Origin of the sequence: Variovorax saccharolyticus (genome assembly GCF_030316765.1) — a bacterium.
Classification (GTDB): Bacteria; Pseudomonadota; Gammaproteobacteria; order Burkholderiales; family Burkholderiaceae_C; genus Variovorax; species Variovorax saccharolyticus.
The window spans coordinates 76,340-92,275 of the sequence record NZ_JASZYT010000009.1 but is presented as its reverse complement, the minus strand read 5'-3'; the positions used below and the strand labels follow the sequence as shown (position 1 = coordinate 92,275).

Genomic DNA, 15,936 nt, shown 5'->3' with positions numbered 1-15,936 from the left:
ATGGTCACCCGATCCACAACCCCGATTCCTGTACCTGAAGGAGACAAACTCATGCCCATTCGATGGCTCCGAACCTGCCTGGTCGCCGCCGCCGCGGCGGGCGCTGCGGCCCTCGCCCAAGCCGGCGACTACCCGACCAAGCCGATCCGGCTGGTGCTGGGCTTCGCCCCCGGCGGCGCTTCCGACATCGTGGCGCGCTTGCTGCAGCCCGAACTCCAGAAGCGGCTGGGCCAACCGATCGTCATCGACAACCGTCCCGGGGCGAACGGCAACATCGCCAACGAAGTGGTGGCGCGCGCCGAGCCCGATGGCTACACCTTGCTGCTCGGCAATCCGGGTCCGCTGGTGCTCAATCCTTATCTCTACAAGCACGTGCCGGTCGATCCGGCCAAGGCCTTTGCGCCGGTCACCCAGCTGACGGAAAGCCCCATGGTGGTCGTGGTGCAGGCCTCGTCGCCGTTGAAGTCGATGCGCGAGCTGGTCGCCAAGGCGAAGCAGAGTCCGGGCAAGCTCTCCTACGGCACGGCAGGCAATGGCAGTTCGATGCACGTGGCCGGCGCCACGCTCGAGATGGAGGCGAAGGTGAAGCTGATCCATGTCCCCTACAAGGGCAGCGGACCGGCCATCAACGACCTCCTGTCGGGCGTGCTGGATTTCATGCCCGACAGCCGTTCGACCACCCTGCCGCTGATCCGCGACGGCCGCTTGCGGGCGCTGGCCGTCACCGGCTCGGCGCGTGCGGCCGATCTGCCGGAGGTGCCCACGGTCGCCGAATCCGGCGTGCCCAACTTCAACGTCACGACATGGCTCGGCATCGTTGCGCCGGCCGGTACACCCCATGACATCGTGCAGAAGCTGCATGCAGCCTTCGTCGATTCGATGAAGGTTCCGGCGGTCGCCGCGCGCTTCGACGAACTCGGCACCAGCATCAAGGGCAGCTCGCCCGAAGCCTTCGGCCGGGCGCTGGAACGCGAGCGCACCGAAGCGCGCCTCCTCGTGCAACAGACCGGGATGTCGATCGAATGAACGAGCCGGTGAACAAGCTCCAGCCCTCCGCTGCGGCCGGACGGGTGCTGCAGGCCGCACGCTGCACGCGTTGCCAGGGCCACAGCTTTCCGGCGCAGGTGCCGGGTTGCCGGCATTGCGGCGCGCCGCGCGATCAACTGGAGGCCGTGGACTGCGGGGCTGCGGTGGCGTTGCGCAACTTCGTCACGGTGCATGCGCCGCTGGCGCCTGGCCTCCCGGTGCCGAGCGTGATCGGAGAGGTCGAACTCTGTCCCGGCGTGGTGGAGGAGGTGCTGATCGACGTTCCCGGCGAAGCGCATCTGTCGCTGGGCATGCCGCTCATGCCGGCCTGGTCCGACGCGGTCGCGGGGGGTGCGTGGGTTTTCCGTCCCTGTGAATCCGCGGTCGGGGAGGCGAGGCCATGAGCATGCTCCTGAAGCAGCGCCCGGTGCACGTCATCGGCATCGGCATGCATGCCTACCAGTTCCCGACCGAAACACCCTATGTGGAACTGGGCCTGACCGCGGTGCGCGAGGCGCTGCACGATGCCGGCATCGGCTGGCCGCAGGTCCAGAGCGCGTTCGTGGGCACGGCTGCCCTGGGCATGGCCGCCGGGCGCGTGATGCTGCGGCATCTGGGCTCGACCGGGCTGGAAGTGGCCCAGGTCGAGAACGCATCCGCTTCGGGCTCGACCGCCTTCCGGCTCGCCTGCCTGCAGGTGGCTTCGGGCGAGCGGGACGTCGTGCTCGCCGTGGGCGTGGACAAGTTCGGCGATGGCCGCCGGGCCGTGCTCAAAGATGGCCTGCCGCCCTTGAGTCCGACGGCCAACGTTCCGTTGGTCAAGTTCGCGCTGCTCGCGCGGCGCTGCATGCGCGAGAGGGGCTTGCGGCTCGAAGACCTGGCACAGGTCGCGGTCAAGAACCACGGCAACGCGGCCCTCAATCCTTTCGCGCAGTTCCGCAAGCCGCGCACGCTGGATCAGGTGCTGGCCTCGCCGCGCATCGCGGGCGACCTCACCGGCCTGCAGTGCTGCCCGCGCGGCGAAGGCGCCGCCGCGGCGATCGTCGTCTCCGACGACGCCATGCGGCGTCTGGGCCTGGACAGGTCGCGCGCGGTGCGTGTGCTGTCGTCCGTGGCCAGCAGCGAGGAGCTGGCGCAAGACGCGCCCGCGCTGGTCGAGCTGGTGCGCAAGTCGGCCGCTGCCGCGCTCGAGAGCGCAAGCGTGGGCGCGCGCGATCTCGACATCGTCGAGCTCCACGATGCCTTCTCCATCGAGGAGCTTCTCTACAGCGAAGCCGTGGGCGTCTGCGACGAGGGCGAGGGTGCCGCCTACCTGGCGCGCGGTGCGTCGCGCATCGGCGGCGAATGTGCGGTCAACCCGTCGGGCGGACTGATCGGCATGGGCCACCCGCTGGGGCCGACCGGCGTCGGCCAGGTGGCCGAGATCGTGCGGCAGTTGCGCGGCGAGGCGCAGGGCCGGCAGCACCCCGGCGCGCGCCTGGGGCTGGCTCACATGATCGGCCTCGGCTCCGTCGCCATCGCCCACGTGCTCGCTCGCGGCTGACGCCGCCTCACTCTTCACTGGAATCTCACATGAGCCATTCAACCCTGATCTACGAAGTCGTCGACGGCGTTGCACTGATCCGCCTGAATCGTCCGGAGCGCATGAACTCGATCGGCGGCAGCATGAAGGCCGACCTCGCGGACGCCTTCTTCGAACGCGCGCGCAACGACGAGTCCGTGCGCTGCGTGGTGATCACCGGCGCCGGCGACAAGGCGTTCTGTGCCGGCGCCGATATCAAGGAGCGCGCGGGACAGGTCACGCCGCAGGCGCAATACCACCTGCAGCAGAAGGCCACGCACGAACTGTTTCGAGCCATCGAGCAGTTCGAGAAGCCCGTGATCGCCGCGATCAACGGCGTGGCCCTGGGCGGCGGCCTGGAGATCGCACTGTGCTGCGACGTGCGAATCGCCGCCCGCGGCGCTCGGCTGGGCCTGCCGGAGGCGCGCATCGGCGTGCTGCCGGCGGCCGGTGGAACGCAGCGCCTGCCTCGCCTCGTGGGCGTGGGCATCGCGAAGGAGTTGATGCTCACCGGCGACCACATCGACGCCGAACGGGCGCTCGCCATCGGGCTGGTGAACCACGTGGTCGCGCCGTCGGAGCTGCTGTCCACCGCCATGGCCATGGCCGCCCGCATGGCAGCCAACGCGCCATTGGCGCTGCGCTACGTGAAGCACGCGATCGACCTGGGCCTGCAAGTCGGAATGGACGCCGGCCTCGAATACGAACGCTACGCCGCCGCCCTGGTGGTGGCCAGCGAAGACCGCAAGGAGGGCATGCGTGCCTTCGTGGAAAAACGCAAGCCGGTGTTTCGCGGCCAGTGAGCCGCGGACACCGCACCGATCGAACAAGCATCAAGGAAATCCATGGATCTGAATCTCAAGGACAAGGTGGCTTTCGTCACCGGCGGCGGCCAGGGCGTGGGCCGGCGCATCTGCCTGGACCTCGCGGCCGAGGGCGTCAGGGTGGCGGTCAACGATCTGTTTGCCGAGCGCGCGCAGGCGGTGGTTGCGGAAATCGAAGCGGCCGGTGGCCGTGCCTTTGCAGCGGTGGCCGACATCACGCAGCAGGAAGAAGTGGAGGCGGCCGTGGCCCGAACCGGCCAGGCGCTCGGGCCCGTCGACATCCTCGTCAACAACGCGGGCGTGCTGGTCGAGCGGCGCGAGAAGGGCGGCGCCGCGCCGTTGTTTGTCGACACCACCCCCGAGGCCTGGGACCGGATCATCGGCCTGAACTTCTACGGGATGATGAACTGCTGCAAGGCGGTTCTGCCCGGCATGAAGGAGCGGCGCCACGGCAAGATCGTGAACATCATGTCCGAGGCCGGGCGTGCGGGCGAGGCGCGCCTGGCCGTGTACTCGGGCGCCAAGGCCGCGATGCTCGGCTTCGCCAAGGCGATTGCGCAGGAGCACGGGCGGGACTGCATCAATGTCAACGTGATCGCGCTGGGTGCGGTGTCGCACGAGGGCATCAAGGAAGGCGCATTGAATCCGGCCTCGACCCCCGAGAACAACGAGCGCCTCGGCAAGATGATCAATGCCTACCCGATCGGGCGCGGCCTCCAGCGCCTGGCGCGGCCGGAGGACGTCTCGGGCATGGTGTGCCTGCTGGCTTCCGATCGTGCGGCCTACATCACGGGGCAAAGCATCGGCATCAGCGGCGGCTTCGTGATGCTGTGAACCAGGCATCGGGAACACGCATGAAAGCGCCTGTAGCGCCGGCACCCGATGCGCCCGTGTTCCGGACACGGATCACCGAGCTGTTCGGCATTCGACATCCGGTGCTCGGCGGCGGCTTGATGTGGCTGTCCGATGCGCGCTACGTGGCAGCGCTGGTCAACGCCGGCGCCATGGCCTTCATGACGCCGCGCTCGTACCCCGACCTGGCTGCCTTCCGGCAGGCGCTGCGCGACTGCGCCGAACAGACGCAAGGGCGGCCTTTCGGCGTGAATCTCACGCAATCGCGCCGCGCGTCCGAGAACGCATGGATGCACGCGTGGATCGACCTCGCACTGGAGCAGGGCGTGCGCCACTTCGAAACCGTGGGCCCATCGCCCGGCGCGTTGTTCGATCGCATCCACGCCCGCGGCGGCATCGTCATCCACAAGTCGGCGTTCGTGGAGCACGCCTTGAAGGCACAGGAGGCAGGTGCCGATGCGGTCGCCCTGGTCGGCACGGAAGCCGGCGGACATCCCGGCACCAACGAACTGCCCGCCTTCGTGCTGGGTGCGCTGGCCTTGCCGCGGTTGCGCGTTCCGCTGGCCTTGGGTGGCGGCATCGGCAGCGGCCGGCAACTGGCCGCCGCGCTGGCCCTCGGCGCCGATGCGGTGCTGATGGGAACGCGCTTCCTGGTGTGCGACGAAGTCTGGGCGCACGACGACTACAAGCGACATCTCGCGGCCCAGCCCGCGGAATCCTCGACGCTCGCACTGCGTAGCACCGGCAATCCCTGGCGTGTCCTGCACAACGCGACCGTGCGCGAAACACGTCGCATGGAATCGGCTGGCGCGAACCAGTACGCCGACTTCGGCACCCTGGCGACAGGACGCCTGGGCCGCGACCGGGGCTACGCGGAGGGCGACTGGGACACCGGCCTGCTCTCCATGGGCCCCGCCGTCGGCTTCGCCGATGCGGTCGAACCGGTGCACCGCGTGATGGACCGGCTGATGGCGGACGCGATGCAGGGCAGCGTGCGGCTGGCAGCACTGATGTCGGCCGCGGGCGCTTGAAGGCGCGGCCGTTCTTCTCAACCCATTCTCTAGACATGAACAGCAACCTGATCATTCATTGCGGCGAGCGCCGGCTTTCGGGCCAAGGCCTGGACGAGCTCGCGGCCCGTGCCGCGACCGGATTCACCGCGCTGGGGCTGCGCGCCGGCGACGCCGTGGCCGTGATGCTGCGCAATGACCTGCCCTACCTCGAACTGATGCTTGCGCTGGGCCGCCTGGGCGTGCACCTGGTCGCGGTCAACTGGCACTTCCAGGCCGAGGAGGCCGGATTCATCCTGCGCGACAGCGGGGCCAAGGCCTTCGTGGTGCATGCCGACCTCTGGCCCGGCGTCGCCGAAGCGGTGCCCGCAGGCCTGCAGGTGCTGGTGGTGCCGACACCGCCCGAGATCCAGTCTCTCTATGGCTCCTCGGCTGCCAGTGTCGCGTCTCCGCCCGGCGGCCGTTCATGGGCAGCATGGCGCGACAGCTTCGAGCCCTCCACCGCCGCACCCGTGCCCTCTGTAGGCAGCATGCTCTATACCTCGGGCACGACCGGCCGGCCGAAGGCCGTGATGCGCCTGCCCGGCACGCCGCTCCAGCATGAAGGCTCGCTTCGCATCCGCGCGATGGCCAGCCAGGCGCGCGCGGGCATGCGCACGGCGATCGTCGGGCCGCTGTACCACGCCGGCCCCAACGCGGCCGCGCGAGTGGCGCTCGAACTGGCCGAGGAGATCGTCGTGTTGCCGCGCTTCGACGCCGAACTCCTGCTGAGAACCATCGAGCGCTACCGCATCACGCACCTTTCGATGGTGCCGGTGATGCTCGTGCGCCTGCTGAAGCTGCCCGATGCGGTCCGGCGCGCGCACGACCTCTCTTCGCTGGAGAACGTCACGCACGGCGGCTCGCCCTGCGCCCCGGAAGTGCGGCGCGCCATCATCGACTGGTGGGGGCCGATCGTGAACGAGACCTACGGCTCGACCGAGGCTGGTCTGGTCACCTTCGTGACGGCCGCGGAATGGCTGGAACGGCCCGGCACGGCGGGCAGGCCGTTCCCCGGCACGTCGATCCGCATCCTCGACGACGAAGGGAGGGTGCTGCCACCGAACGAGGTCGGCGAGATCTACGTCGACACCGGCGACAACGCGTTGCCCTTCACCTATCGTCACAACGAGGGCCAGCGCGCCGCGATCGAACGCGACGGCTACATCACGAATGGCGATGTCGGCCATCTCGATGCCGACGGCTATCTCTACGTGACCGATCGCAAGCGCGACATGGTCATTTCCGGCGGCGTGAACATCTACCCGGCCGAGATCGAGCATGCGCTGGTCGGCAACCCCCAGGTGGCCGATTGCGCCGTGTTCGGCATTCCCGACAGCGAATACGGCGAAGCCGTGGCCGTTGCCGTGGTGCGCGCGCCGGGCAGCGCCATCACAGAAGGCGAGGTGCGTGAATGGCTGCGGGAGCGGGTCGCAGGCTACAAGGTGCCGAGGCTCGTCGAGTTCCACGACGCGCTGCCGCGCGAGGGCATGGGCAAGGTCTTCAAGAACCGCCTGCGCGCGCCGCATTGGGAACGCGCGGGGCGGAGCATCTGAGATGCAGCACGAGGCATCTTCGTTCTTCGGCATCGAACCCGGGCACTTCACGCTCGCCTGGCCTGGCGAGGCGCTGTTCGGTCCCGGATGCGCCGAACGCGTGACCGGGTGGGCCGTCTCGCGCGGCTTGCGCCGGCCCCTTCTGGTCAGCGATCCGGGCTTGGTGGCGAGTGGCCTGGCCTCGCGCGTGCTCGATGGGCTGCGCGCGCCCGGCATGGTGCCCGTGCTCTACGACGGCGTTGCCGCCAATCCGACGATCGACAACGTGATGCAGGCGCACGCGCGCTGGGGCGAAGCCGAATGCGACGGCGTCGTTGCCTTCGGCGGTGGCAGCGTGATCGACGTCTCGAAGGTGCTGGTCGCGCGGCTGTGCAGCGATGCGCCGCTGGCAGACCTGCTGCGCGAGGGGGACGCACGGATCGTGCGCGCCGCGCCGCCTTTCGCCGCGCTGCCCACCACTGCCGGAACCGGCAGCGAAAGCACGACGGCGGCGCTGATCAAGGACGCCGAGGGCCGCAAGCACGTTCTGCGAAGCCGCCGATGCAGGCCACAGTGGGTGGCGCTCGATCCGCTGTTGACTATGAGCACGCCGCCCGGCGTCACGGCGAGCACCGGCTTCGACGTCGTCATGCACGCCTTGGGAGCCGCCACCAATCGCGCCGCCAACCCCGTGGGCGATGCGCTCGCGCTCGCCGCGCTCGCTCGCTCCTTCGGTTCGCTTCCCGCCGTGCTGGCACGGCCGGACGACCTTGATGCGCGCGCCGACATGATGCTGTCCAGCTATCTCGCGGGCGTCGCCATCAGCCTGCGAGGCGTCGATGGCATCCATGGCCTGTGCACGCCGCTCGAAGCGCTGGTGTCGGCGCCGCACGGCCATGTGCTGGCCGTGACCTGCGAGCCGTTGATGCGCTTCAACCTGGCGACGATGTCGGCGCGCTATGCGCAGGTGGCTGCCGCATGCGGCCTGGACGGCGGCACAGCGGCAGGCGAGGCCGCGATGGCCGAGGCGCTCATCGAGCGCGTGTGCGCGCTGCGCGACCTCGCGGGCCTGCCGCGCTCGCTCGCGCAACTCGGCGTGACGCGCGATGCGCTCGCACCGATATACGACGTCGCGCAAGCCAATGCCTCCGTGCAGCTCAACGGCCGGCCGATGACGCGCGAGGACATCGTCGCGCTCTACGACGCGATGCTGTAGCGGACACCCAAGACTTCAACCAAGACACGAACTGGAGACACGATGCAACCCGAGGCCATCCTGCGCAGCGGCACCTATCCCCTGCTGATCGGCGGCGAAGAGCGCCAGGGCGCAAGCGGCCGCAGCTTCGCGGTCGAGAATCCGAGCAGGGGCACGCCGCTCGCCACGGTCAGCGAGGCCGATGCCAGCGACGTCGACGCGGCGGTGCGCGCCGCGCAACACGCTTTCGATTCGCACTGGAGCAAGACCTCGGCGCGGCAGCGCAGCCGGCTGCTGCGCAAGCTGTCCGATGCGCTGGAGCGCCGCCAGGAGCAGCTCGCGTGGCTGGAGACCTGGAACGTGGGACGCCCGATCACGCTCACGCGCGCCTCGCTCGCCACCATGCTCGACGGCATCGACTACGTGGCCGGTGTCTCGCAGGGGATCGGCGGCCAGACCCTGAACGTGGCGGATACCTCGGTGATCAATTTCACCCTGCGCGAACCCTTCGGCGTGGTGGCACTGATCCTGCCGTGGAACTATCCGCTGACCCTGACCATCAGCAAGCTGATGCCGGTGCTCGCCGCGGGGAACACGGCGGTGATCAAGGCGTCGGAGATCACGCCGCTGTCGAGCGTCGAACTTGGCGCCGCGGTGCTGGAGGCTGGATTTCCGCCGGGTGTCATCAACATCCTCCATGGTCCCGGCGCGACCGTCGGACAAGCGCTGGTGGATCACCCGCTGGTCGAGAAGATCTCCTTCACGGGCGGAACCGCCACAGGCAAGGCGATCTACCGCAGCGCAGCCGATCGCATCAAGCGCGTCACGCTGGAACTGGGCGGAAAGTCGCCGCTGATCGTCTTCGCCGACGCCGACCTGGATGCGGCGGTGGGCGTCGCGCTGCAGGACATCACGAAGAACACCGGGCAGATCTGCGTCGCCTGCACGCGGCTCCTGGTGGAGGCGCCGGTTGCCGATGCGTTCGTGGACAAGCTGCGCGCGGCGTACCGGTCCGTCCGCGTCGGGCTTCCGGAGGATCCCGCCACCGAGATGGGGCCGCTGGTCAGCCGTGCGCAGTTCGATCGCGTCAACCGCTACATCGGCATCGGACGCGACGAGCAGGCCGAGCCGGAGGCGCTCGTCGACTTGTCGGATCGTGCCGAACTGCGCGAAGGCTACTTCGTGCCGCCCACGCTGTTCACCCGCGCGCGCAACGACATGCGCGTGGCGCAGGACGAGATATTCGGGCCGGCGCAGGCCGTGATCCGCTTCGAGGGCGAAGCAGAGGCGGCGCAGATCGCCAACGACAGCCGTTTCGGGCTTGCCGGCGTGGTCTACACGCGTGACGCGGGCCGGGCGATGCGCATGGCGCAGGCCCTGAAGATCGGAAACATCGCGATCAACAACCCGATCAAGGCCACGGCCGATGCGCCCTTCGGCGGCTTCAAGGAATCGGGCCTGGGCAAGGAGCGGGGAATCGACGCGATCCTCGAGAACACGCAGGTGAAGAACGTGCGCTTCTCGGTGCGCTGAGCCGCCGCAGGCCAACCTACAAGCAACAGGAGACAAACCATGAGATTGACCGCTACCCTTTGGCTCGCCCTCGGCCTGGCCCTTCCGCTGGCGGCCCCGGCCGCCGATGGCGACTATCCAACCCGGCCCGTCCGGATGATCGTCGGTTTCGCGGCCGGCGGCATCACCGACATCACGGCGCGCCAGATGGCCGAGGAAATGAGCCAGGTGCTCGGCCAGGCCGTGGTGGTCGACAACCGCACCGGCGCCGGCGGCAACATCGCGACCGCGGAACTGGCGCGCGCCCAGCCCGACGGCTACACCATCATGCTGGCGTCGCCCGGCCAGCTGGTGGTGAATCCGCTGACGCAGAAATCGGTGGGCTTCGACCCCAAGACCAAGTTCACGCTGATCAGCCTGGTCAACGAAAGCCCCTTCGTCTTCGTGGTGCCGGCCAGTTCCAGGTTCAAGAGCGTTCCCGAACTGGTGGCATGGGGGCGGGCCAACGACGGCATGCTCAGCTTCGCCTCGCCGGGCATGGGCACGACCATGCACATTGCCGGCGAGATGCTGCAGGTGTTCGCCGGCATCAAGGCGGTGCACGTGCCCTATCGCGGCGGTGCCCAATCCACCGGTGACCTGGTGGCGGGCCGGGTGGACTTCATGATCGACAGCCTCGGCGCGGTTGCCTCACAGGTCCAGGCCGGTCAGTTGAAGGTGCTGGCCGTTGCCGGCAGCGAGCGCTTGCCGCAGTTCCCCGGCGTGCCGACGCTGTCGGAGATGTTCCCGGACTTCATCGCCTCATCGTGGCTGGGCGTGGTCGGCCCGCCCAACATGTCGCCTTCGGCGAGCGCACTGCTGATCAAGGCGGTGGAGCGCGGCGCGCGCAGCCCCCGCTATGTGGAGACCATCGAGAAGCGCGGCAGCCGCACGGCCGCTCTGGGTCCGCAGGCTTTCGCCGCGCATCTGGACAAGGAGCGGGGCCGCGTCGAGCGAACGGTCGTCAAGGCGGGGCTCAAGCTGGACTAGGCAGCGGAGCCGTTGGCGCTCATTGAGGCGGCTGTGCCCGCAGTTCGGCGAAGCGATGGGCGAAGGCCGCCGACCATTTGTTGAAGGCATCCTGCGCGTAGCTCCAGCTGGTGAAGGAGCTGACGTAGCCGCTCATCCAGGCGGTGGCCGCCGTAGCGGCGCCCTTGTCGAGGTCGGCCGCGTACTTGAGCCCGATCTGCGTGTCGGCGCATTCGCCCAGCACCGTGCCGGTGGCGCCGTCGCGGAACTGCGCTTCGAGGCCGGTCTTGCCGAGGTAGGGCGTGGAGCCGACCGGGCGGCCGGTGGCCGCGCCCGAGCCCATCTCGGCGACGAAGCCGTAGGGCACCGCGGTGCCTGCCATGCTGGCCAGCGTGTTGGTCGGCACCAGCGAGGTCAGCGCCAGCCTGACACGCAGCACGCCGGGGCCGGGGGCGGTGACCAGCTGCACCTCGGGCGAGAGGTTCTTGACCAGCGCGCTGTGGAAGTAGTCGAGCAGCGCCTTGAGGTCGGTCGGGTCGATCGGGCTCTGCTCGCTGGCGGGCGTGACGTAGACCTGGATGCGCTCGATCATCACCTTGTCGTAGCTCTTCCAGTTGACGCCCGCCTGCCGCCAGCAGAGGAAGCCGCCGTTGGCTGCCTGCACCTTCAGTTTGCCGGGCTCCGCCAGGAAGCCGACGTTGGAGACCTTGGCGAGATTGTTGTCGGAGGCGGTGATGCCGGCGTTGCCCGAGCCGGGGGCGGCGCAGCCGGCAAGCAGGGCTGCGGCGACTGCAAGGCCGGCCGATGCAATGGAAGTGATGCGAGGTGGTGTCATGAGCTAGGGCTGATGGGTCGCACTGTCAGTAGGGCGCCGGCACGACGGTGTAGTACACCCCGTTGGCGCCGTAGTATGGCCGGAACCAGGTGCTGCCGACCTGGTAGTAGTTGATGCCGGACTGATTCACGATCACCGCGTCGGGTGGCATGGTCGCGTAGTTGACGCCCATCGAATACACCGGGCGCGCGGCGCTGGCGATCGCCGCGCCGGCCGCCACGCCCACCACCGCGCCGGCGGCCACCGCGCCCGCGCAGTCGTAGCAGCCCGCGTGGTAGTAGGGCACGGCCATCGGTGCGTGGTAGGGCGCGTAGCCGCCATAGCCGTAGGCGGGCGGATGGTAGGTCGTGAAGCCGCCGGCGGTCGTGTGCACCGCGCCGTAGCCCGGCACTCCGGCGGAGTGCCCGCCGTAAATGTTGGTGTGGCTCACGGCGCCGTCCCAGCTGCGCGAGGTCGAACCGCCCCAGCGGTTGTCGTGCGTGGCGCCGCCGAAGCCGCCGTAGGAATGGCCACCGAAGCGGTTGGCGCTGGCCCAGGCCGCCGCCGGCGCGTGGAAGCCGGCCGTCGCGAGCAGTGCCACCAGCACCGGAAGAAGGATCTTGCTGTTCGTCATGCTGGGGCTCCTCACCTGGCCTTGGCGGGCTTGCGGGCAGCCTTCGGTGGCTGCGGCGGCTTCGGTGCCGCGAAGTCGATCTTCTTCGCATTGGCCGCGTTCACCGCCGCGAAGGCCTCGGCCGCGATCACCGGGTCGAGCTTCCAGTTGGAGAACTCGACATCGTGGCGAAGCATCAGCGGGTCGCCGCGGAACACCGCCCGCATGCGGCGCGGCAGCTTGTCCTGGGCGCCGATCCAGATCTGCATGAACACGGTGTCGCTGGCCACCGCGATCATGTCGGTGGTGGTGCCGCCCACCACTTTGGACTGGCCGATGTAGAAGGCCTTGGACAGGCCATCGGCGATGTTGCCGAAGGGATCGGCGCCGACGATATCGGCAAACGGAAAGTAGATCGCGGCCTTGTCGAAAGCGGCCTTGAGCATGGCGTCGATGGTGGGCGGCGCGTCCGTGACTGCGACCAGGTTCTCGGCCGGTGCGAAGGCCGTGATGGTCTTGCCGTCGTAGCTGTACTCGGCGGCCGGGCCGTCGCCGAGCGTGATCACGCGCAGCTTGTTCGGCCGCTGCAGCAGCACTTCGGAGGTGGTCGAGTACGCCAGCGCCGGGCCGACGCTGCTCGGGCTCTCATAGGTGACGACCGCCGTGAACGCCATCGACTGCGCCGCCGTCAGCGCGCTGCTCATGTCCTTGAGCAGCGCCATGGCCCTGGCGTCGAGCTGGGGTGAGGCCTTGGTTGCCGATCTCGCCGACGGCGTGGCCGTCTTGCCGGTGGCGGGTGTCTGGGCCGAAGCACCGGCGCCGAACGCCAGACCGGCTGCGAACAGCACGGCGAGCGCAATGGTTCTGTGGGGGTTCATGTCTGCTCTTTCTGATCCAGGAAATCGTTCGTCAGCTCACTTGGGGAACATGAACTGCGCCTGCACGCGGATCTGCCAGTTGGGTCCGTTGTCCGGCTTCACGACGTTGTAGTAGGCCGAGAGCTGCGTGTTCACGGGCAGCTTGCCCAGGTGGAAGATCTTGCCGATGCCGCCGCCCAGCGGCACGGTCCAGCGCTGGCTGCTCTCGGCCTTCCAGTCAGCCGTGATGATCGGCGCACTCGTCAGGTAGAAGCCGTTGGGGAAGTTGTAGTTGATGAAGGGCTGCAGGGTGCCGTTGTTGTACGAGCCGCCCTGCTTGCTGCTGCTGACCGACCAGATGTTGTTGACCAGTGCGCCGAAGACCCAGGGGTTGCCGTGGTCCATGTGCAGCACGACGAAGGCCGGCCCCAGGCCCCAGTTCCGGTTGCCCAGTTCCGAGTCGCTGTTGGTCGGGATCTGCACCACCGGACCGGCACCCCAGATCCACTTGCCCGGCTTGGCCGGCGACAGGAAGGCGGTGAACACCACGTCGCCGACGCCGCTGAGGCTGCCGACGCCAGGGCCGAGCGCCGGCATCGAGATCACCGGCAGGATCGTGCGCGTGATGACGTTCCATTCGGAATTGACCGAGATCGGGATCACCGGCTGGATGTTGAGGACGTTCTGGGTTCCCTTCTCGGGCCCGAAGTTGAGGTTGGTGTTGTTCTGGAACGGCACGCTGATCAGGTTGCCGACCGGGTTCTGCGCCAGCTTGGCGAGTTCCTCTGCGCTCATTTCAGCGCGGGCCGGCAGCGCAGCGAAGAGGATCAGGCCGACCGCAACGCCGGGATGCGCGACAGACCATCGCGATCTGAACGGCATGGCTCAGTGCCTCAGGGCCGGCTCGCCGACGAGATCACGATCTCGACGCGCCGGTTCTTGGCCCTGCCCTGTGGCGTGTCGTTGCTCGCCACCGGGCGTGCCTCGCCGAAGCCCTGCGCCGAGATGGTGTTCTGCGGCACGCCCTTCGAGGTCAGGAAGCGCGCCACGTTGTCCGCCCGGGCCGACGACAGCTCGAGGTTGGACGGGAAGCGCCCCCTGAGTTCCGGCCCGATCGGCACGTTGTCGGTGAAGCCCTGCACGACGATCTGCTGGCCCTTCAGGTCGGACAGCGTCGGCGCGATCTTGCCCAGCGCCTGCTCGCCCCTGGGGCTCAGCGACCAGCCGCCTTCGGGGAACAGGATCTCGTTGACCATCGTCACCTTGAGTTCGTTCTGCAGCTGCGTGATCTGGGCCTGATCGGCGCTCAGTTCGCCCTGGAGCTTCTGGCTGAGCGCCGCGTAGCTGTCGGCCTTCTGGACCTCGGTGTTGTAGGTCTGCTTGGTGACGCACCCTGCGGCCACCAGCGCGGCGCACAGCGCCAGGAAGAACTTGGTTGAACGCATGCTTTTCTCCTGTTGTCGAAACGCGAGAGATGGCGCGGCCTCGTCGAGGCAACGCCGACGCAACGCCGATCAGACCGGCTTGACGCGCGGAATGGCCCAGCTGCCGTCCAGCAGCGAAGGTGGCGTGTCCTTCGGCCAGTAGAGGCGCATCATGAGGATGAAGCCTTCCTTCGGCGCGGGCAGCCAGTTCTCTTCCTTGTCCGCACCGGGCGACTCGTTCTGGATGTAGAGATCGATCGACCCGTCGGCGTTGGCCTTGAGCTTGTTGCGCTGGCTGACGGTGTATCGGTTGATCGGGTTCGGCACGAAGAAGTAGCCGGTGTCGTACATCGTCAATGACCAGAAGCCGTTCACCGGCGGCAGCTGTCCCTTCGGGAAGCGCATGACGTATTTCTTCGAGCCGTGGAACTTCTGGAGGATGTCGGGCCCGGTGGACGTGGGATACACAGCGTCCTGGGGCCGGTTGGCGCCGAGTCCGATCGCGGTGATCAGGGCCCGCTGGATGTAGTTGGTTCCGTAGAGGCCGGTCTTGGTGGTGAAGGTCCAGCCGTTCTTGAGCTTCAGGTCGCCAGCGATCAAGCCCTTTTTCATCCAGCCCATGATCCTGGCCTGGGCCGGCTTGGGCGCCTTCGCCAATCCCTTCTGGACCGAGGCGTCGAGCTTCGTGGCGTCGAAGTCCTTGCCCGGCACGATGCCGAGCTTCGCCAGCTTGGCGACCATCGGCGCATCGGCCGCGGCCGGCGGATTGGTCTTGAGCAGCTGCGCGAAGAGCGCGAAGAAGCTGGCCGCATCCATCGCGTCGACTTGCTCGCGCACCGCGGTCTTGGAGTCGATGCCCGGATCGACCGTCCCCGGCGGCGGCGTGAACGGCTTGCCGTAGGACGACAGCGGCACCGCCGACATCTGGTCCTGCAGCGCATGAACCGCCGCATAGTCTTCCGGCGTGCCGGTGCAGTAGATGCGGCCGAGCATCCACACCATTCCTGTCGGCGACCTGTATTGCTTGACTCCCGCGGGCAAGCGGCCCTTCCAGCCCGGGCCGGTGATGGCGAACTTCTGGGCTCCGGTGCCGGTCGTGCGCTTGCCCGGAACCTCGAAGACATTGGTCCAGCCGTCCAGCATCGGCAGCAGGAAGAAGCGCCCCTTCATGTCGGGCGTGGAGATGATCCACGGCTCCTTGGTCACGTCCACCCAGAGGATGGTGTAGAGCGTATCGGCATTCGGCGCCGTGACCGCGTGGTCGTCCACCGGCGGATAGCCGCGCAGCTTGAGGAACTGGCCCATCGGCGCCTTGCTCGCCTCGGGCGCCGCGACATTGGTGAGGCTGCGCCGGGTCAGCTCCATCGTGACCAGCGGGTAGGCGTAGATGTAGGCCTCGATCGCGAGGTCGCGCGCCTGCCGCGCCTTGATGTCGGTCTCGACCTCCATGAGCCCTTCTTCGACCGCCTCCTTGGCGTCGATCAGGAGGCCATCGGCCGCATGGGCGCTCGGCACCCAGGCGCCCAGCGCTCCCAGGGTCATGGCGAAGACGGCTTCGCGTCGGGTCGTGCTGTCGTTCATTCAGGCTACTCCTCAAATCGTTCCGCCCGGGCGGATGCGCAGGCCATGCTCGTCTTCGCGAGTGTCTGGAACATAGCGGGCGCGG

General features: G+C 68.3%; 16 protein-coding genes. 10 read left to right on the top strand and 6 right to left on the bottom strand.

Annotated elements, in window-relative coordinates; translation table 11 throughout:
- Window positions 1-51 precede the first annotated feature (51 nt).
- Genes QTI45_RS25170 through QTI45_RS25125 form a run of 10 tightly spaced genes read left to right on the top strand, consistent with a single transcriptional unit; the run spans window position 52 to window position 10,583 of the window.
- The gene (locus tag QTI45_RS25170; RefSeq protein ID WP_286656230.1) at window positions 52-1,026 is read left to right on the top strand and encodes a Bug family tripartite tricarboxylate transporter substrate binding protein; all 975 of its coding nucleotides are present in this window, start codon (window positions 52-54) and stop codon (window positions 1,024-1,026) included.
- Window positions 1,023-1,430, top strand: a complete 408-nt coding sequence (locus QTI45_RS25165; protein ID WP_286656229.1) for a PhlB family protein — start codon at window positions 1,023-1,025, stop codon at window positions 1,428-1,430. Before QTI45_RS25170 ends, QTI45_RS25165 begins: the two co-directional genes overlap by 4 nt.
- Entirely contained in the window at window positions 1,427-2,569 is a 1,143-nt protein-coding gene (locus QTI45_RS25160) for a thiolase family protein (protein WP_286656228.1), read from the top strand. The genes QTI45_RS25165 and QTI45_RS25160 overlap by 4 nt, the downstream gene beginning before the upstream one ends.
- Window positions 2,570-2,598: 29 nt before the next feature.
- Complete coding sequence (locus QTI45_RS25155) at window positions 2,599-3,390, top strand: enoyl-CoA hydratase/isomerase family protein (protein WP_286369423.1); 792 nt, start codon at window positions 2,599-2,601, stop codon at window positions 3,388-3,390.
- A 42-nt stretch (window positions 3,391-3,432) separates the two neighbouring features.
- Window positions 3,433-4,245 carry an SDR family NAD(P)-dependent oxidoreductase gene (locus QTI45_RS25150; RefSeq protein ID WP_286656227.1) on the top strand — a complete coding sequence of 271 codons (813 nt, stop codon included), beginning with the start codon at window positions 3,433-3,435 and terminating at the stop codon, window positions 4,243-4,245.
- Between the two features lie 20 nt (window positions 4,246-4,265).
- Window positions 4,266-5,294 carry an NAD(P)H-dependent flavin oxidoreductase gene (locus QTI45_RS25145; RefSeq protein ID WP_286656226.1) on the top strand — a complete coding sequence of 343 codons (1,029 nt, stop codon included), beginning with the start codon at window positions 4,266-4,268 and terminating at the stop codon, window positions 5,292-5,294.
- A gap of 35 nt (window positions 5,295-5,329) precedes the next feature.
- A complete protein-coding gene (locus QTI45_RS25140) occupies window positions 5,330-6,868 on the top strand; it encodes an AMP-binding protein (protein WP_286656225.1) in 1,539 nt (512 codons plus the stop codon).
- A 1-nt stretch (window position 6,869) separates the two neighbouring features.
- The gene (locus tag QTI45_RS25135) at window positions 6,870-8,063 is read left to right on the top strand and encodes an iron-containing alcohol dehydrogenase family protein (protein WP_286656224.1); all 1,194 of its coding nucleotides are present in this window, start codon (window positions 6,870-6,872) and stop codon (window positions 8,061-8,063) included.
- A gap of 42 nt (window positions 8,064-8,105) precedes the next feature.
- Window positions 8,106-9,575, top strand: coding sequence for an aldehyde dehydrogenase family protein (locus QTI45_RS25130; RefSeq protein WP_286656223.1), 1,470 nt, complete (start codon window positions 8,106-8,108; stop codon window positions 9,573-9,575).
- Window positions 9,576-9,614: 39 nt separating this feature from the next.
- Window positions 9,615-10,583 carry a Bug family tripartite tricarboxylate transporter substrate binding protein gene (locus QTI45_RS25125; RefSeq protein WP_286656222.1) on the top strand — a complete coding sequence of 323 codons (969 nt, stop codon included), beginning with the start codon at window positions 9,615-9,617 and terminating at the stop codon, window positions 10,581-10,583.
- Between the two features lie 19 nt (window positions 10,584-10,602).
- Here the strand turns inward: QTI45_RS25125 and QTI45_RS25120 are convergent, their stop codons facing one another.
- From QTI45_RS25120 to QTI45_RS25095, 6 genes are all read right to left on the bottom strand, one after another.
- Entirely contained in the window at window positions 10,603-11,397 is a 795-nt protein-coding gene (locus QTI45_RS25120) for a DUF3313 domain-containing protein (RefSeq protein ID WP_286656221.1), read from the bottom strand.
- 25 nt (window positions 11,398-11,422) lie between these two features.
- Window positions 11,423-12,010, bottom strand: a complete 588-nt coding sequence (locus QTI45_RS25115) for a hypothetical protein (protein ID WP_286656220.1) — start codon at window positions 12,008-12,010, stop codon at window positions 11,423-11,425.
- Between the two features lie 11 nt (window positions 12,011-12,021).
- A complete protein-coding gene (locus QTI45_RS25110; RefSeq protein WP_286656219.1) occupies window positions 12,022-12,867 on the bottom strand; it encodes a DUF2092 domain-containing protein in 846 nt (281 codons plus the stop codon).
- Window positions 12,868-12,903: 36 nt separating this feature from the next.
- Window positions 12,904-13,728, bottom strand: a complete 825-nt coding sequence (locus QTI45_RS25105) for a transporter family protein (RefSeq protein WP_286656218.1) — start codon at window positions 13,726-13,728, stop codon at window positions 12,904-12,906.
- A gap of 11 nt (window positions 13,729-13,739) precedes the next feature.
- Window positions 13,740-14,291: an OmpA/MotB family protein gene (locus QTI45_RS25100; RefSeq protein WP_286369412.1), complete on the bottom strand. Its 552-nt coding sequence runs from the start codon at window positions 14,289-14,291 to the stop codon at window positions 13,740-13,742.
- A 69-nt stretch (window positions 14,292-14,360) separates the two neighbouring features.
- Window positions 14,361-15,851, bottom strand: coding sequence for a DUF1254 domain-containing protein (locus QTI45_RS25095; protein ID WP_286656217.1), 1,491 nt, complete (start codon window positions 15,849-15,851; stop codon window positions 14,361-14,363).
- Window positions 15,852-15,936: the final 85 nt, after the last annotated feature.